Source organism: Agrobacterium sp. ES01 (assembly GCF_050320885.1).
GTDB lineage: Bacteria > Pseudomonadota > Alphaproteobacteria > Rhizobiales > Rhizobiaceae > Allorhizobium.
On record NZ_JBNQTH010000006.1, the window covers coordinates 118,826 to 132,704 of the forward strand.

13 protein-coding genes are annotated in these 13,879 nt (G+C 56.9%); 6 read left to right on the plus strand and 7 right to left on the minus strand.

The features are described from left to right. Positions 1 to 7: 7 nt before the first annotated feature. The 4 genes from ACQQ2Q_RS17600 (at position 8) to ACQQ2Q_RS17615 (ending at position 4,016) form a co-directional block, all read left to right on the plus strand. Positions 8 to 835: an amino acid ABC transporter permease gene (locus ACQQ2Q_RS17600; RefSeq protein WP_428188430.1), complete on the plus strand. Its 828-nt coding sequence runs from the start codon at positions 8 to 10 to the stop codon at positions 833 to 835. Further along, positions 828 to 1,463, plus strand: coding sequence for a class I SAM-dependent DNA methyltransferase (locus ACQQ2Q_RS17605; RefSeq protein ID WP_428188431.1), 636 nt, complete (start codon positions 828 to 830; stop codon positions 1,461 to 1,463). The genes ACQQ2Q_RS17600 and ACQQ2Q_RS17605 overlap by 8 nt, the downstream gene beginning before the upstream one ends. A gap of 486 nt (positions 1,464 to 1,949) precedes the next feature. Further along, on the plus strand, positions 1,950 to 3,359 hold the full coding sequence (gene leuC / locus ACQQ2Q_RS17610; RefSeq protein WP_428188432.1) for a 3-isopropylmalate dehydratase large subunit: 1,410 nt from the start codon (positions 1,950 to 1,952) through the stop codon (positions 3,357 to 3,359). Between the two features lie 138 nt (positions 3,360 to 3,497). Beyond that, complete coding sequence (locus tag ACQQ2Q_RS17615) at positions 3,498 to 4,016, plus strand: SixA phosphatase family protein (protein ID WP_428188433.1); 519 nt, start codon at positions 3,498 to 3,500, stop codon at positions 4,014 to 4,016. An 84-nt stretch (positions 4,017 to 4,100) separates the two neighbouring features. Here the strand turns inward: ACQQ2Q_RS17615 and ACQQ2Q_RS17620 are convergent, their stop codons facing one another. Beyond that, a complete protein-coding gene (locus ACQQ2Q_RS17620) occupies positions 4,101 to 4,610 on the minus strand; it encodes a L,D-transpeptidase family protein (RefSeq protein WP_428188434.1) in 510 nt (169 codons plus the stop codon). 168 nt (positions 4,611 to 4,778) lie between these two features. On the opposite strand from ACQQ2Q_RS17620, the gene ACQQ2Q_RS17625 reads away from it, so the two are divergent. Together ACQQ2Q_RS17625 and ACQQ2Q_RS17630 are read left to right on the plus strand one after the other, a co-directional pair. After that, positions 4,779 to 5,462 (plus strand): response regulator transcription factor, encoded by a 684-nt coding sequence (locus ACQQ2Q_RS17625; RefSeq protein WP_428188435.1) that lies wholly within the window; start codon positions 4,779 to 4,781, stop codon positions 5,460 to 5,462. Positions 5,463 to 5,476: 14 nt separating this feature from the next. Continuing rightward, positions 5,477 to 5,932, plus strand: coding sequence for a cyclic nucleotide-binding domain-containing protein (locus ACQQ2Q_RS17630; protein WP_428188436.1), 456 nt, complete (start codon positions 5,477 to 5,479; stop codon positions 5,930 to 5,932). A 21-nt stretch (positions 5,933 to 5,953) separates the two neighbouring features. Here the strand turns inward: ACQQ2Q_RS17630 and ACQQ2Q_RS17635 are convergent, their stop codons facing one another. The 6 genes from ACQQ2Q_RS17635 to ACQQ2Q_RS17660 form a co-directional block, all read right to left on the minus strand. Beyond that, on the minus strand, positions 5,954 to 6,757 hold the full coding sequence (locus tag ACQQ2Q_RS17635; protein ID WP_428188437.1) for an exodeoxyribonuclease III: 804 nt from the start codon (positions 6,755 to 6,757) through the stop codon (positions 5,954 to 5,956). A gap of 91 nt (positions 6,758 to 6,848) precedes the next feature. Continuing rightward, positions 6,849 to 7,496 (minus strand): outer membrane lipoprotein carrier protein LolA, encoded by a 648-nt coding sequence (locus ACQQ2Q_RS17640; protein ID WP_428188438.1) that lies wholly within the window; start codon positions 7,494 to 7,496, stop codon positions 6,849 to 6,851. 74 nt (positions 7,497 to 7,570) lie between these two features. Next, a complete protein-coding gene (locus ACQQ2Q_RS17645; RefSeq protein ID WP_428188439.1) occupies positions 7,571 to 10,231 on the minus strand; it encodes a DNA translocase FtsK 4TM domain-containing protein in 2,661 nt (886 codons plus the stop codon). Positions 10,232 to 10,453: 222 nt separating this feature from the next. Then, on the minus strand, positions 10,454 to 11,761 hold the full coding sequence (amt, locus tag ACQQ2Q_RS17650) for an ammonium transporter (RefSeq protein WP_428188440.1): 1,308 nt from the start codon (positions 11,759 to 11,761) through the stop codon (positions 10,454 to 10,456). 23 nt (positions 11,762 to 11,784) lie between these two features. Then, positions 11,785 to 12,135, minus strand: coding sequence for a P-II family nitrogen regulator (locus tag ACQQ2Q_RS17655; protein WP_428188441.1), 351 nt, complete (start codon positions 12,133 to 12,135; stop codon positions 11,785 to 11,787). A 375-nt stretch (positions 12,136 to 12,510) separates the two neighbouring features. Then, positions 12,511 to 13,863, minus strand: coding sequence for an ammonium transporter (locus ACQQ2Q_RS17660; RefSeq protein WP_428188442.1), 1,353 nt, complete (start codon positions 13,861 to 13,863; stop codon positions 12,511 to 12,513). Between the last annotated feature and the right edge of the window lie 16 nt (positions 13,864 to 13,879).

The window sequence follows — 13,879 nt, forward strand, 5'->3', positions numbered from 1 at the left end:
CAACCTGATGGGCTTTCAAACGCTTCCGCGCGGCAATGACAAGGGCGACAGGCCGTGGTGGCTGATGGCTCTTGTCGTTCTGGCTGTCGGCATTGCCGTGATCATCGCCTTCAACGACATCTACTCCCAGGTGTTTGCGACGGTATCCCGTGGGATCGTGATTACTGTTATCGTCACCTTTACCGGCTTTGCGCTGGCCATCGCGCTTGGGCTGCTGGTGGCCTTGGCGGGAATGGCGGACAGCATTTTCCTGCGCCAGTCATCGCGCTTCTACATCGAGGTGGTGCGCGGTATCCCGATACTTGTGCTGCTTTTCTATATCGCATTTGTCGGCGCGCCTGCTTTCGTCACCGCCTATAATTTTGTCTTCGCGCCACTCATGGCCGATGGCTGGATCGAGCCATTGCTGGTGCGCGATGTATCGCTGATGTGGCGGGCAATCATTGCGCTGACGATCGGCTATTCTGCCTTCATCGCCGAAATTTTTCGCGCCGGATTTCAATCAATTGACGAAGGGCAGATCGAGGCTGCCATGTCGCTTGGCTTGAGCCGCTACCAGCGCTTTCGTCTGATCGTGTTGCCGCAGGCGATCAAGGTGATCTTTCCGCCGCTCTCCAACGATTTCGTCGCCATGGTCAAGGACAGTTCACTGGTCTCGGTGCTTGGCGTCGCCGATATCAGTCAGGCGGGAAAGATCTACGCGTCTGGTTCCTTCCGTTTTTTCGAAACCTACTCTATCGTTGCCTATATCTACCTTATCCTTACCATTGGCCTATCGCTTGTCCTGCGACGGCTTGAGACGCGGATGAGAGAGAAGGGCACGCGCAATGAATGATCGCAAAAGCGACGGATTGAGCCTTGTCTACAAGGCAGGCACGCCTGCTGAACTTCAAAATGCTTATCAGACATGGGCTGGCGATTATGATCGTGACACGCTTGCATCTGGATATTGTCTGCCCTTTCTGGCGCTTTCCTGGGTCTCGCGTTATGTCGCGACGGGTGCCGGCCCTTATCTGGATGCCGGCTGCGGAACCGGTCTCTCCGGTCCTTTCCTCAAGGCGCTTGGCTATAGACCGCTGGAAGGACTCGATTTTTCACAGGACATGCTGAAGCTTGCGGCGTCCCGAGGCGCCTATGATGCGCTGACCCGTGCTACTCTTGGGGAGACGCTGCCTTGGGGTGATGGCTATTTCTCCGCATTTCTGGCGACTGGTGTCTTCACCGAAGGCCATGCGCCGGCATCCAGTCTTCGCGAGCTCTGCCGTGTGACGCGGGCAGGCGGGTACGGCATCTTCACGGTGCGGGAGAGTATCTTCGAAGCACACGGCTTCGGCACTGTGATCGATGATCTCGTGCGGACAGGTGCCTGGGCTCTCACTGAGGAAAGTACTCCATTCAGGGCGTTTGCGATCGACGAGCCGGATGTTTTCGTCAAGACTTATGTCTTCAACGTGCTGCGATGAGACATTGCTCGAGAGGTGGATCAAAACAACTCCAGAAAGCCTCTGCTAGCCGTTTATTCAGTCCTTGTGCCCGGTCCTCTGCCGTGGGTCGACGGCGTATACGAGGATCGGGATTGGAAACCGTCATATGGTCTTCTCACGCTCACGTCGAAAATGCGGGGCGATGATTTGGGCCTCGAGGCTGACCATTTCGTCAAGCCGCCATTGCCATGATACCCTTTCGGGCACCCCACCCTTTGCATTGCAGCATTGATTGCAATTGCGATGATGATGGCGAAATGCTATTCACCGCGACCATGGGATCGAAATTCGGATGCCTCGCGAACCAGTTTATTGTGCTGCAGGACCACAAGCGTCTGCCGGCACGCTTTTTCGCGCGCGTCTGTGGAGCTCTTTTTACGCGGCTATCCTGACGCGTCTTCGCTGCCCAATAGCGGTAGCATATCCCGAATTTCCACTTTTCGAATGTCAGAACGGATCAAGACCATGAGCGGACCGCGCACCCTTTACGACAAGATTTTTCACGATCATCTGGTGGATGAGCAGGCGGATGGAACCTGTCTTCTCTACATCGACCGGCATCTCGTGCATGAGGTGACGAGTCCGCAGGCCTTTGAAGGTCTGCGTATGGCCAATCGTGCCGTTCGCTCGCCGCAGCGGACGCTCGCCGTGGTCGATCACAACGTTCCAACCACGCCGGACCGTCACGAGGGCATCAAGAACGAGGAAAGCCGCATTCAGGTTGAAGCGCTTGCCAAGAACGCGGCTGACTTCGGGGTCGAGTACTATTCCGAGAAGGACAAGCGCCAGGGTATCGTTCACATCGTCGGTCCGGAGCAGGGTTTCACCCTGCCTGGCATGACGATTGTGTGCGGCGATAGCCACACCTCGACGCATGGTGCATTCGGTGCCCTCGCTCACGGCATCGGCACGTCCGAGGTGGAGCATGTCCTGGCGACACAAACCCTGATCCAGAAAAAGGCCAAGAACATGCTTGTGCGGGTCGACGGGGTTCTTCCCGAAGGCGTGACCGCCAAGGACATCATCCTGGCCATCATCGGTGAAATTGGCACCGCTGGCGGTACCGGTCACGTGATCGAATTTGCCGGTGAGGCAATCCAGGCGCTTTCGATGGAAGGCCGGATGACTGTCTGCAACATGACGATTGAAGGCGGAGCCCGCGCCGGTCTGATTGCGCCGGATGAAAAGACGTTCGAATATATCAAAGGCAAGCCACGTGCGCCCGAGGGCGAAGCGCTGGAAATGGCGATTGAATACTGGAAAACGCTTCACACCGACAAAGGTGCGCATTTCGACCGTGTTGTTGTTCTTGATGCGGCCAATCTGCCTCCGATCGTTTCCTGGGGCTCTTCGCCGGAAGATGTGGTCTCGATCGAGGGTGTCGTGCCAAACCCGGATGATATCCAGGATGAAAACAAGCGTACCTCGAAATGGCGCGCGCTCGACTACATGGGCCTGACGCCTGGTACCAAGATGACTGATATCGCAATTGATCGTGTGTTCATCGGCTCCTGCACCAATGGCCGTATCGAGGATCTTCGTGCAGCAGCAGCCGTCGTCGAAGGCAAGACCGTTGCCTCGACGGTATCGGCCATGGTTGTGCCCGGTTCCGGGATCGTCAAGGAGCAGGCGGAGGCCGAAGGTCTCGACCAGATCTTCAAGAATGCCGGTTTCGAATGGCGTGAGCCAGGTTGCTCGATGTGTCTGGCGATGAACGACGATCGGCTGAAGCCGGGCGAGCGTTGTGCTTCCACCTCTAACCGTAACTTCGAAGGTCGTCAGGGTCACAAGGGTCGGACCCATCTGGTGTCGCCTGCCATGGCAGCTGCAGCCGCGGTTGCCGGCCATTTTGTCGACATTCGTGACTGGTCCTGAACTTCACCAAATAACAATATCGATGGCCGTCCGTGAAAGCGGGCGGCCTTTTCTTTGCGAAATAGTTTGCAAGGTGCCGGAGAGATACTCAAACTGCTGGACATGCAGACATGGTCTGCAGCAGTGGAGGAATTGTTCTTGAGTAAACGCCGGCTCATATTGATGCGCCATGCAAAGTCGGCCTGGCCCGCAGATGTGGCGGATCGGGAGCGTCCGCTGAATGCACGGGGACGCAGCGCTGCACCTGCCATGGGTCTCTATCTTGCCAGCGAAAACCTGTTGCCGGATCTGGCAATCGTTTCGCCAGCCAAACGCACGCGCCAGACATGGGCATTCGTATCGGCGCAGTTCGGCAGGGACATTCGTACCGACATTTCGGATCGCTTATACGATGCGGCTGCCGACGATATTCTTGACGTTCTACGCGCCTGCCCCCCGGATGCCGAAACAGTGCTGATCCTCGGACATAATCCCGGTCTTGGTGATCTGGCCGTCGGGCTATGCGATATGTCGGCCCCGGTTATCCTCGGGCAGATGCGTGAGAAATTTCCAACCGCGGCGGTCGCAATCATCGATTTCGACTTCAGCACATGGCGAGATCTCGAGCCTCGGTCAGGTCAGTTGCAGCGCTTCGTTCTGCCGCGCTCGCTGGGGTGACCGAGGTTCATTCAAGGTTCGCCCCAATCTGGTGACCATCTTCGTCAAATGCGTTTTGGATGTCATTCGCTCTGTCGCCGGCGTTCACGGCACATAAAGCCTCGTGTTGCGCGACAGGTGCGGCAACAGCCGGCACATGTCCTTGGGTGCTATCGCCACGCATCCCTCTGTCGGCGGATATCCAGGCTTGGCCACGTGAAAGAAGATTGCAGAACCGGCATTACGCCTGCGGCTGCTGACGTTCCAGTCGAGCACGATGCAGATATCGTAGAGATGGTCGACACGGGTCAACGTCTCGTGGCTTGGCGCAAATGGTGCGCGAACCATGCGGTTGTAGGCTGCGTGACCCGGTGCGTCGCACCATAGCATGTTATCGCGAATGGCCTTCAAGGGCATCGCGGAGCGTGCATTGACGTTACGATCCACACGGTGAAACGCTTTGAGCAGAGGCATGGTTGCGCGGGGCGTGGCACCGTCTCCTTCGCGCTTCTGGCTCGCTATGCCAGAGCGTCCAAGAGCCGCTCGCAACCGTAGCGGACCGAACTGCAGTATTGCCTGACATCGGTCCAGCGGGGCCGGGCGAATCGTTAGCATTCTCGTTTTACGTCGGGTTTTTGCCGCTGGCCTCTTCATGGTGGTCACAAGTTTTTGCGTTGTCCTTGATTTCAATTGTAATCATAGCACTTAAGTAACAACAATAAGGAGTTCCGGCTTGCGCTTCAGTGATAACGTGGAGCCGGAAAGACAGACAGGAGACATTTCATGACGGCGCGGACAATCCTTCTGGTCGATGACGATGACGACCTGCGCGAGACGCTTGTCGAGCAACTTTCTCTTTATGAAGAGTTTTCTCTGGCGCAGGAAGACAATGCGACCAAAGGCATTCATGCGGCTCGAAACGGTCAGGTCGATTTGTTGATCATGGACGTCGGCCTGCCGGATATGGATGGTCGAGAAGCTGTCAAACTGCTGCGCAAGGGCGGGTTCAAGGCTCCGGTCATCATGTTGACCGGGCATGATACCGATTCCGATACCATTCTTGGTCTGGAAGCAGGTGCCAATGACTATGTCACTAAGCCATTCCGCTTTGCCGTTCTTCTGGCGCGCATTCGTGCGCAGTTGCGCCAGCACGAGCAGAGTGAAGATGCGACCTTCACGGTTGGACAATATCTGTTCAAGCCCAGCCAGAAGCTGCTGACCACTGAAGATGGGAAAAAGATCCGTCTGACGGAAAAGGAAGCGGCGATCATCCGTTATCTTTACCGTGCGGGACAGAAAGTGGTAACTCGCGACGTGCTGCTTGAGGAAGTGTGGGGTTATAATTCCGGCGTCACTACGCATACGCTGGAGACGCACGTCTACCGACTGCGGCAGAAGATCGAGAGGGATCCGTCCAATGCGGAAATCCTCGTCACGGAAAATGGCGGCTACAAGATCGTCGCCTGATTGGACCCCGGCCTATGGCGCTGAATGACGATATTGAATTTCTTTCCGGCGTTGCGCTGTTCGGCGCTCTCGACAAGGAGCAGTTGCGGCTGATTGCCTTTGGCGCCGAACATCAGAATGTGTCCCAGGGCGATACCCTGTTTCAGCAAGGTGACGCTGCAGATAGCGCCTATGTCATCACCAAGGGCAATATCGAGCTGTCGATCGAGACCCGCAACGGCACGCGTCAGGTTGAGGTAGTTGCTGGACCCGGTGCCATACTGTCAGAGCTTGCGCTGATGACCACCACTGAGCGAAAATATCTCGCCGTCGCTCTCAACGACGCCGAGGTGATCTGCATTTCACGTTCGCTTTTCCACCGTCTGGTGAAGGAATATCCCGATATGGCTGAGGCCGTTCAATCGCGCATTCGTGACACGATCGCGCAGCTTGCCGATAAAATGGCGGGTCTGCAGAACCGGTTCACATAGAGCGGGCGTGAGCGACTGCGATCACAGATCAAAGTGCGCCGTGACCGGAACATGGTCTGACGGCTTTTCCCAGCCTCTTGCCTCGCTTAGAATATCGATACCCTTCAAGGCCGGGCCCAAATCCGCTGAAGACCAGATGTGATCGAGCCGGCGTCCGCGATTGGCTGCTGCCCAATCTTTGGCGCGATAGCTCCACCAGGTGTAGATCTTCTCAGCCGGATCCACGCCTTGGCGCATCAGGTCCACCCAACCACCCTGTCGCATGACTTCCAGAAGGCCGTCGGTCTCCACGGGTGTGTGACTGACGATCTTGAGCATCTGCTTGTGAGACCAGACGTCATTTTCGAATGGAGCGATATTCAGATCGCCGACGAGAATGGACGAGGTGTTGTCCTCGCCATCTGCCTTCAGCGCCTTCATTTCCTCGATGAAGTCGAGCTTGTGACCGAACTTGGGATTGATCGTCCGGTCTGGTTCATCACCACCCGCGGGGACATAGAAATTATGGATGCGAATACGGCGATTGGCGTGCAACACCACGCCGGAGATGTGGCGGGAATCGCCCATTCCGCAATAATCCTGGCGGTGATCTTCAATCAGCGGAATTTTCGAAACGATGGCGACGCCGTGATAACCCTTCTGGCCATGCAGAATGATGTGCTCGTAGCCCAGTGCCTTTATTGCCTTTGCCGGGAACTGGTCATTCAGGCACTTGATTTCCTGAAGGCAGAGAATGTCAGGCTGGTGCTGCTGAACAAATTGCTCAACGATTGGCATGCGCAGCCGCACGGAGTTGATATTCCAGGTGGTTACGGAGAGAGCCATGCGTGCCGAAAATCCTGCTGAAGAGACGTTTCGGCAAACTAGCGACCCCAGGACCGGGCTGCCAGTCTAAAATGGCAGCCGTCCCGGTTTATTACTTTCGGACGTCCTCGTAGGGCACCTGGAAGACCCGTTCATCAAACTTCACACCGTTCTGGACGTTGAAAATCATGACCGTCGTGTCTTTTGCCTGCGGATCTGTGATGGTCCACTGCCTGAGATCGTAGGTCTTGGGATCGAACATCAAGGTGATGGTGGAATCGCCGAAGATGCTGCGATCGCCCAGCACGATGGTCGTCAGATCCGCTTCCTCCTTGACGCCACGAACCGACTTGTTGCTCAGGTCAATGCGCTCGGCCAGCAGCAAGCTGAGGGGCGTTTTGGACAGGGGGTAGATGTCCCATGTTTTCAGTTTGAGGTTGCCGATCACGACATTGCGGCCGTCAGAAATCACGCGCATCGGCGAGGGTTTCTCGTAGTTGAACCGCAGCTTGCCCGGTCGTTCGATATAAAATTTGCCGCCGGTCTGCTCACCGCGGGGTCCGAACTGGACGAATTCACCCATCATCGTCTTCACCGACGAGAAATGGTTGGCGATCTGCTGCGCAGCGTCGCTTGCGGCCTGGCTTTCCGGCGCGCTTGCCAATAGCGCGAGTGCTGCGGCGGCTGTGCCGGCCATAAATGCGCGTCTGGTCGGCGTTGCGGCGACATCTGCGGGCAGGCCTGCATTGATGTTCTTCATTGGGGTCTCCTTTTCAGGCATTTCCTCGCTGAGAATCGCGGCGGCTTCGTGGCGACTAACAACATCGTGATTGTCTAGCGTTCTATGATGTCGGCCTCTGTGGGCACAAGGATCTCGCGTTTTCCAGCATGGTTTGCCGGGCTGATCACGCCCTCCTGTTCCATCCGCTCGATCAGCGAGGCGGCACGGTTGTAACCGATACCGAGTCGACGCTGGATATAGGATGTCGAGGCCTTTCCGTCACGCAGCACGATTGCCACAGCCTGATCGTAAGGGTCTTCCGAATCGCCAAGGTTGGATGTGCCGGCCGGGCCTGCACCATCGCCATCCTCATCATCGTCAATAGTGATCGATTCCAGATATTGCGGGCTGCCCTGGGTCTTCAGATAAGCGACGATTTCCTCGACTTCGTTGTCCGATACGAACGGGCCGTGAACACGCTGGATGCGACCGCCACCAGCCATATAGAGCATGTCACCCATGCCGAGCAGCTGTTCTGCGCCCTGCTCGCCCAGGATCGTGCGGCTGTCGATCTTCGACGTCACCTGGAACGAGATACGGGTCGGGAAGTTCGCCTTGATCGTACCGGTGATGACATCGACGGATGGACGCTGCGTTGCCATGATCACGTGGATGCCGGCAGCACGCGCCATCTGGGCCAGACGCTGGACCGCGCCTTCGATATCCTTGCCGGCAACCATCATCAGATCGGCCATTTCGTCGATAATGACCACGATATAGGGCATTGGCTCGAGATCGAATTCTTCAGTTTCGTAAGTGGCCTCGCCCGTCTGGCGATCAAAACCGGTCTGTACGGTGCGGGTCAGAACCTCGCCCTTTGCAAGGGCCTGCTCGACACGGCTGTTGAAGCCATCGATATTGCGAACGCCAATCTTGGACATCTTCTTGTAGCGTTCTTCCATCTCGCGCACGGTCCATTTCAGCGCGACAACGGCCTTCTTGGGATCGGTAACGACCGGAGAAAGAAGATGAGGGATGCCATCATAGATGGAGAGTTCGAGCATTTTCGGATCGATCATAATCAAGCGGCATTTCTCCGGAGGCATCCGGTAGACCAGCGACAGGATCATGGTGTTGATCGCGACGGACTTACCGGAGCCGGTCGTACCCGCCACCAGAAGATGCGGCATCTTTGCAAGATCTGCGATGACCGGCTCGCCGCCAATGGTCTTGCCCAGCGCCATGGCGAGCTTTGCCTTGGAATTTTCGAAATCGCGGCTGGCAACCAGTTCGCGAAGGTAAACTGTTTCCCGCGACTGATTGGGAAGCTCGATGCCGATGGCATTGCGGCCAGGAACGACGGCGACGCGTGCAGCGATAGCACTCATCGAACGGGCAATATCGTCCGCCAGGCCGATGACGCGCGAGGATTTGATGCCGGGTGCAGGCTCCAGTTCGTAAAGCGTGACAACAGGGCCTGGACGCACCTGAATGATTTCGCCCTTTACGCCGAAGTCTTCCAGCACGCCTTCCAGCATTCGGGCATTGTGCTCCAGAGCTTCGGCGGAAATGGACACGTCTCTTGTGACCGCCTTCGGCTCGGCAAGAAGGTGCACGGATGGAAGCTGGAAGCCTTCCGGACGGATAAAAGAGTGCTGCGCTTCGCGGTCCACACGGGTGCTTGGCTTTGGCCGTGAGGGCGGGACGACGACGCGCGGGGGCGAGCGATCGCTGCGCGCGGAAAATACCGCATCTTCGTCGTCGTCCGGGAGGATGCCAGCCGGGCGTGGAAGGTCATCCAGTTCAAACCGCCCATCGTCGTCGTATGCACCGTGATCATCGAGGGATACGGAAGGTGCCGTCACGATCTGGCGCGCGCGCGCGCGCGGTGTTTCCATCTCAACATCCAGCGAGGGTTCATGCCTGATGCCAGTGTCGCGCTGGCGTATCGGATCGTTGACGCCACCAAATTCGTCTTCATTGAAGTCGTAGGGCTGATCGAAGGATTCGCGACTGCGTTCGCGCGCCGTCAGGCCGAACAACCGGCGGGTGCGCGCACGTGCCGTGTACCAGCCATGGGTGATGGCGCCGAGAGCGAGAGCTGCAAAACTGCTGCCGTCGACATCCTCCTCGATCTGCTCTTCCACCTGTCGGCGTGTCGGTTTGGGTTCGGCTTTGACCTGTGGGACATCAGGTGCCTCACGGCCCACAATGCCGGATGCGAAAAGGAAGAGCCATGCTGCTGGTATGGCGAATATGCCGCCCAATATGCTGGCGAGCATTCCCGTGGGGTAAGCGCCGATGAACAGTGAGGGGAAACGTAAAATCATGTCGCCCACCACGCCGCCGATGCCGTTGGGAATGGGCCAAGTGGTCGGAGGCGGAAAGCAGCCTATGACGCCGGCCGACAGGATGGCGCCGAAGAACCAGGCGGTAATGCGCGCGGGGATTCGGTTGATCTGGCGTGTGCCGATGAGCGCAAAGGACCAGGCAAGGATGGGCAGAAGGGCGACAACGCTGGCAAGGCCCAGAAACTGCATGGCGATATCAGCAAAGGCAGCCCCGCCATATCCCAGGATATTGGTGGGCAGATTGTTGGTGGCATAGGAGAAGCTGGGGTCTAAGACATTCCATGTCGCCAGAGCTGCGACGGCCAGAACGAGCGCCAGGAAGAGCCCGAAGCCTGCGAGCGACAGCACCTGCTTCAATACGAATGTGCCCAACACGAAGCGACTGGAGTCATTTTCCAGTGAAGCGGAGCTGCCTCTACTCATTGTCATGCCTGCCCATCTGATAATCACACATCGTTGGAAGTCTCGCGATGGCATTGCCACCCGTCGAGTTCATCTTCCGCTAACGACAGTCTAGAGGTGCAGGGTTAATGTGGCATTAACCATGGGCTGGCCGGAGCCGGTGATGGTCAGCCAAAAAAAAACCCGGGCCAGAAGGCCCGGGTTCTGTGGCTTGCAATGAAGCCTGTCGGGAGGATCGAATCCTTACTTGGTGAATTCCGGATAGGCTTCGACGCCGATTTCGGAGACATCGAGACCCACCATCTCTTCTTCTTCGCTGACACGGATGCCCATGACGGCTTTCAGGATGAACCAGATGATGAAGGATGCGATGAAGGTGAATGCACCAATTGCAACGATACCGATAAGCTGCGTACCGTAGCTTCCGGAACCCGACAGAGGCGTGATGAATGTGCCCCAGATACCGGCCACGAGGTGAACCGGGATCGCGCCGACAACGTCGTCGATCTTGAGCTTGTCGAGAAGCGGAACGACGAAGACGACGATAACGCCACCGATGCCGCCGATGAAGAGGGCAGCAGGAACGCTTGGTGCAAGGGGTTCAGCCGTAATGGAAACCAGACCGGCGAGTGCGCCGTTCAGAACCATCGTGACATCGACCTTCTTGTAGATGATCTGCATGAGGATCATCACAACAACAGCACCGGATGCGGCAGCAAGATTGGTGTTGACGAAGATGCGCGATACGTCGCCAGCATCAGCAATGGAGCCCAGAGCAAGCTGCGAGCCGCCGTTGAAGCCGAACCAACCGAGCCAGAGAATAAACGTACCGAGAACCGCGAGCGGGATATTCGAGCCCGGGATCGGAGTTACGCCATTAGCCGTGAATTTGCCCTTGCGTGCACCAAGAAGGATGGCGCCGGAAAGAGCAGCCCAGCCGCCAACCGAGTGAACAAGGGTGGACCCGGCGAAGTCGGAGAAGCCAAGTTCGCTCAACCAGCCAGCGCCCCACTGCCAGGAACCTGTAATCGGATACAGGATGCCGGTCAGGATGACGGTGAAGATCATGAATGGCCACAGCTTGATGCGCTCGGCCAGTGTACCGGAGACGATCGAAGCGGTCGTCGCGCAGAATACCATCTGGAAGAACCAGTCGGAGGCAACTGCATAGCCTGCTTCACCGGTATCAGCACCTGGTGCCGGGAAGTTATAAGGCCCGAATGTGCCGAAATAACCGCCATCGACGCCCGTATACATCAGGTTATAGCCAGTGAACCAGAACATGATACCGCCAACCGCGTAGATGGCGATGTTCTTGAGGCCCTGCATGGACACGTTCTTGGAGCGAACGAGGCCCATCTCAAGCATAGCGAAACCAGCCGCCATGAACATGACGAGGAAACCCATGATGAGGAACAGGACTGTGTTGAAGATCTTGACGACCTCTTCCGGCACTGCCGGTGGCGGAGCAGCATCCTGCGCAAAGGCTGGAAATGCCGCAAGGGCCAACATCGACGCAGCGATCCCGACCTTAAGCTTTATATTCTTCATTTGAAATAACTCCCTACCTGAGCTTAAAGCGCTTCGGAATTGGTTTCGCCGGTGCGGATACGAACAGCCTGATCGATCCCATAGACGAAGATCTTGCCGTCGCCGATCTGGCCCGTCTTGGCGGATGTGGCGATGGCTTCGACAGCTTTCTCGACCATTTCGCTGGCAACAGCGATTTCGACCTTCAGTTTCGGCAGAAAGCTTACGGCGTATTCCGTACCGCGATAAATCTCGGTGTGTCCCTTCTGACGTCCGTATCCCTTGACCTCAGTTACCGTCAGGCCCTGGATGCCAACTGCGGTGAGAGCTTCGCGCACCTCATCGAGCTTGAACGGCTTGATTATGGCCATCACAATCTTCATGTGGTTTCCCATCCTTTTTTACCCTCGGCTTGAAGCCGACTCTCCTTGCCGCCAAGACCCTGTCGAGACTTGGCAACTGGGCTCTTACATTCAAATGCTGTGCCAGATGGGTGATTCGCGTTTTAACTATCTGAAAATATTTACCTTTTATTAATTTTGGCAGAAGTGCGGCCGATGATGTGAACCGATTTGCCTAAATAGTAGGCGTTTTTTAGCTAGCCTTCGGGGCGCACAAAAGATGATCATAATTTAGACGGCTCGGCGCGATCGTATCAATTGACAAGATTGCACGCTGTCCTGCGTCTGTTTCCCGATATGGTCAGAACGTAAAAAGGGCCGGAGAATTTCTCCGGCCCGCCATTAAGACGCTTTCGGTAAAAAGGCGTGTTAGTTGTGGTAGGCGACTTCGCCGTGTGATGCGAGGTCAAGACCTTCGCGCTCGGCTTCGACCGGAACACGCAGGCCGACCACGATATCGGTGATCTTGTACAAGATGACCGAACCGATGCCGCACCACAGGATGGTGACGATGACGGCTTCAAGCTGGATCATGAACTGGCCAGCCATGGTGACGCCTTCGGCATAACCGATGCCACCCAGCGAGGCGGAAGCAAAGATACCGGTGGCCAAGGCGCCGAAAAGGCCGCCAATGCCGTGGACGCCGAACACGTCAGCGGTATCATCATAGCCGAACTTGTTCTTCACCACCGAGACGAAGAAGTAGCACAGCGGCGATACGATAAGGCCCATGACGATCGCACCCATCGGACCGGCAATACCGGCGGCAGGTGTGATGGCAACCAGACCTGCAATCATGCCCGATGCTGCACCGAGCATCGATGCCTTGCCGCGGGTGAGGGCTTCAACGGCAACCCAGGAGAGAATGGCTGCTGCTGTTGCGATGAAGGTGTTGACGGTTGCGAGCATCGCGCCGCCGGAGGCCTCCAGATTGGAGCCGGCGTTGAAGCCGAACCAGCCAACCCACAGCATGGCCGCACCGACGAGGGTGAGGGTCATGGAATGCGGTGCCATCATGTCCTTGCCGTAGCCTGTACGCTTGCCAACCATGATCGCGCCGATCAGGCCTGCAACGCCGGCATTGATGTGAACGACTGTGCCGCCGGCGAAATCGAGTGCGCCCCAGCTGAACAGCAGGCCGTTCGCGTCCCAGACCATATGGGCGATCGGGAAGTAGACGAATGTCACCCAAAGCAGGCAGAAGACGATCGCGGCTGAGAACTTGATGCGCTCTGCGAAGGCACCAACGATCAGCGCCGGCGTAATGGCGGCGAAGGTCATCTGAAACAGAATGAAGATGTATTCCGGAATGACGGCATCGGAGAAGGTTGCTGCCGTGGAATCCATATTCACGCCAGACAGGAAGAGCTTGGCTGTGCCGCCGAAGAAGGCGTTTTCCGATCCGCCAAAAGCGAAGGAATAACCGTAAATCACCCAGGCCAGCATGATGGCTGCGCCGATCACGGTGCATTGCATCAGAACCGACAACATGTTTTTCGCCCGAACGAGGCCGCCATAAAACAGTGCAAGACCGGGTACGAGCATGAACAGCACGAGAATGGTGCAGAGGAACATGAAGGCTGTGTCGCCCTTGTCCGGCACCGGTGCAGCCTCTACGGCAGCAGGTGCTGTTTCCTGGGCAAAGGCAATAGCCGGTGCCAGCAGCATGGACGCTGTAGCGCCAAGCCGTGCACAGGTTGAAGACAATCTAGAAAATGACATTGAAACGAGCTCCCTT

What these genes read in the sequence shown, in the direction of transcription:
- ACQQ2Q_RS17655 (WP_428188441.1), bottom strand. Translation starts at nt 12,135, where the DNA reads ATGGGAAACCACATGAAGATTGTGATGGCCATAATCAAGCCGTTCAAG.
- ACQQ2Q_RS17630 (WP_428188436.1), top strand. Translation starts at nt 5,477, where the DNA reads ATGGCGCTGAATGACGATATTGAATTTCTTTCCGGCGTTGCGCTGTTC.
- leuC (WP_428188432.1), top strand. Translation starts at nt 1,950, where the DNA reads ATGAGCGGACCGCGCACCCTTTACGACAAGATTTTTCACGATCATCTG.
- ACQQ2Q_RS17605 (WP_428188431.1), top strand. Translation starts at nt 828, where the DNA reads ATGAATGATCGCAAAAGCGACGGATTGAGCCTTGTCTACAAGGCAGGC.
- ACQQ2Q_RS17620 (WP_428188434.1), bottom strand. Translation starts at nt 4,610, where the DNA reads ATGCTAACGATTCGCCCGGCCCCGCTGGACCGATGTCAGGCAATACTG.
- ACQQ2Q_RS17660 (WP_428188442.1), bottom strand. Translation starts at nt 13,863, where the DNA reads ATGTCATTTTCTAGATTGTCTTCAACCTGTGCACGGCTTGGCGCTACA.
- ACQQ2Q_RS17640 (WP_428188438.1), bottom strand. Translation starts at nt 7,496, where the DNA reads ATGAAGAACATCAATGCAGGCCTGCCCGCAGATGTCGCCGCAACGCCG.
- ACQQ2Q_RS17635 (WP_428188437.1), bottom strand. Translation starts at nt 6,757, where the DNA reads ATGGCTCTCTCCGTAACCACCTGGAATATCAACTCCGTGCGGCTGCGC.
- ACQQ2Q_RS17625 (WP_428188435.1), top strand. Translation starts at nt 4,779, where the DNA reads ATGACGGCGCGGACAATCCTTCTGGTCGATGACGATGACGACCTGCGC.
- ACQQ2Q_RS17600 (WP_428188430.1), top strand. Translation starts at nt 8, where the DNA reads ATGGGCTTTCAAACGCTTCCGCGCGGCAATGACAAGGGCGACAGGCCG.
- ACQQ2Q_RS17645 (WP_428188439.1), bottom strand. Translation starts at nt 10,231, where the DNA reads ATGAGTAGAGGCAGCTCCGCTTCACTGGAAAATGACTCCAGTCGCTTC.
- amt (WP_428188440.1), bottom strand. Translation starts at nt 11,761, where the DNA reads ATGAAGAATATAAAGCTTAAGGTCGGGATCGCTGCGTCGATGTTGGCC.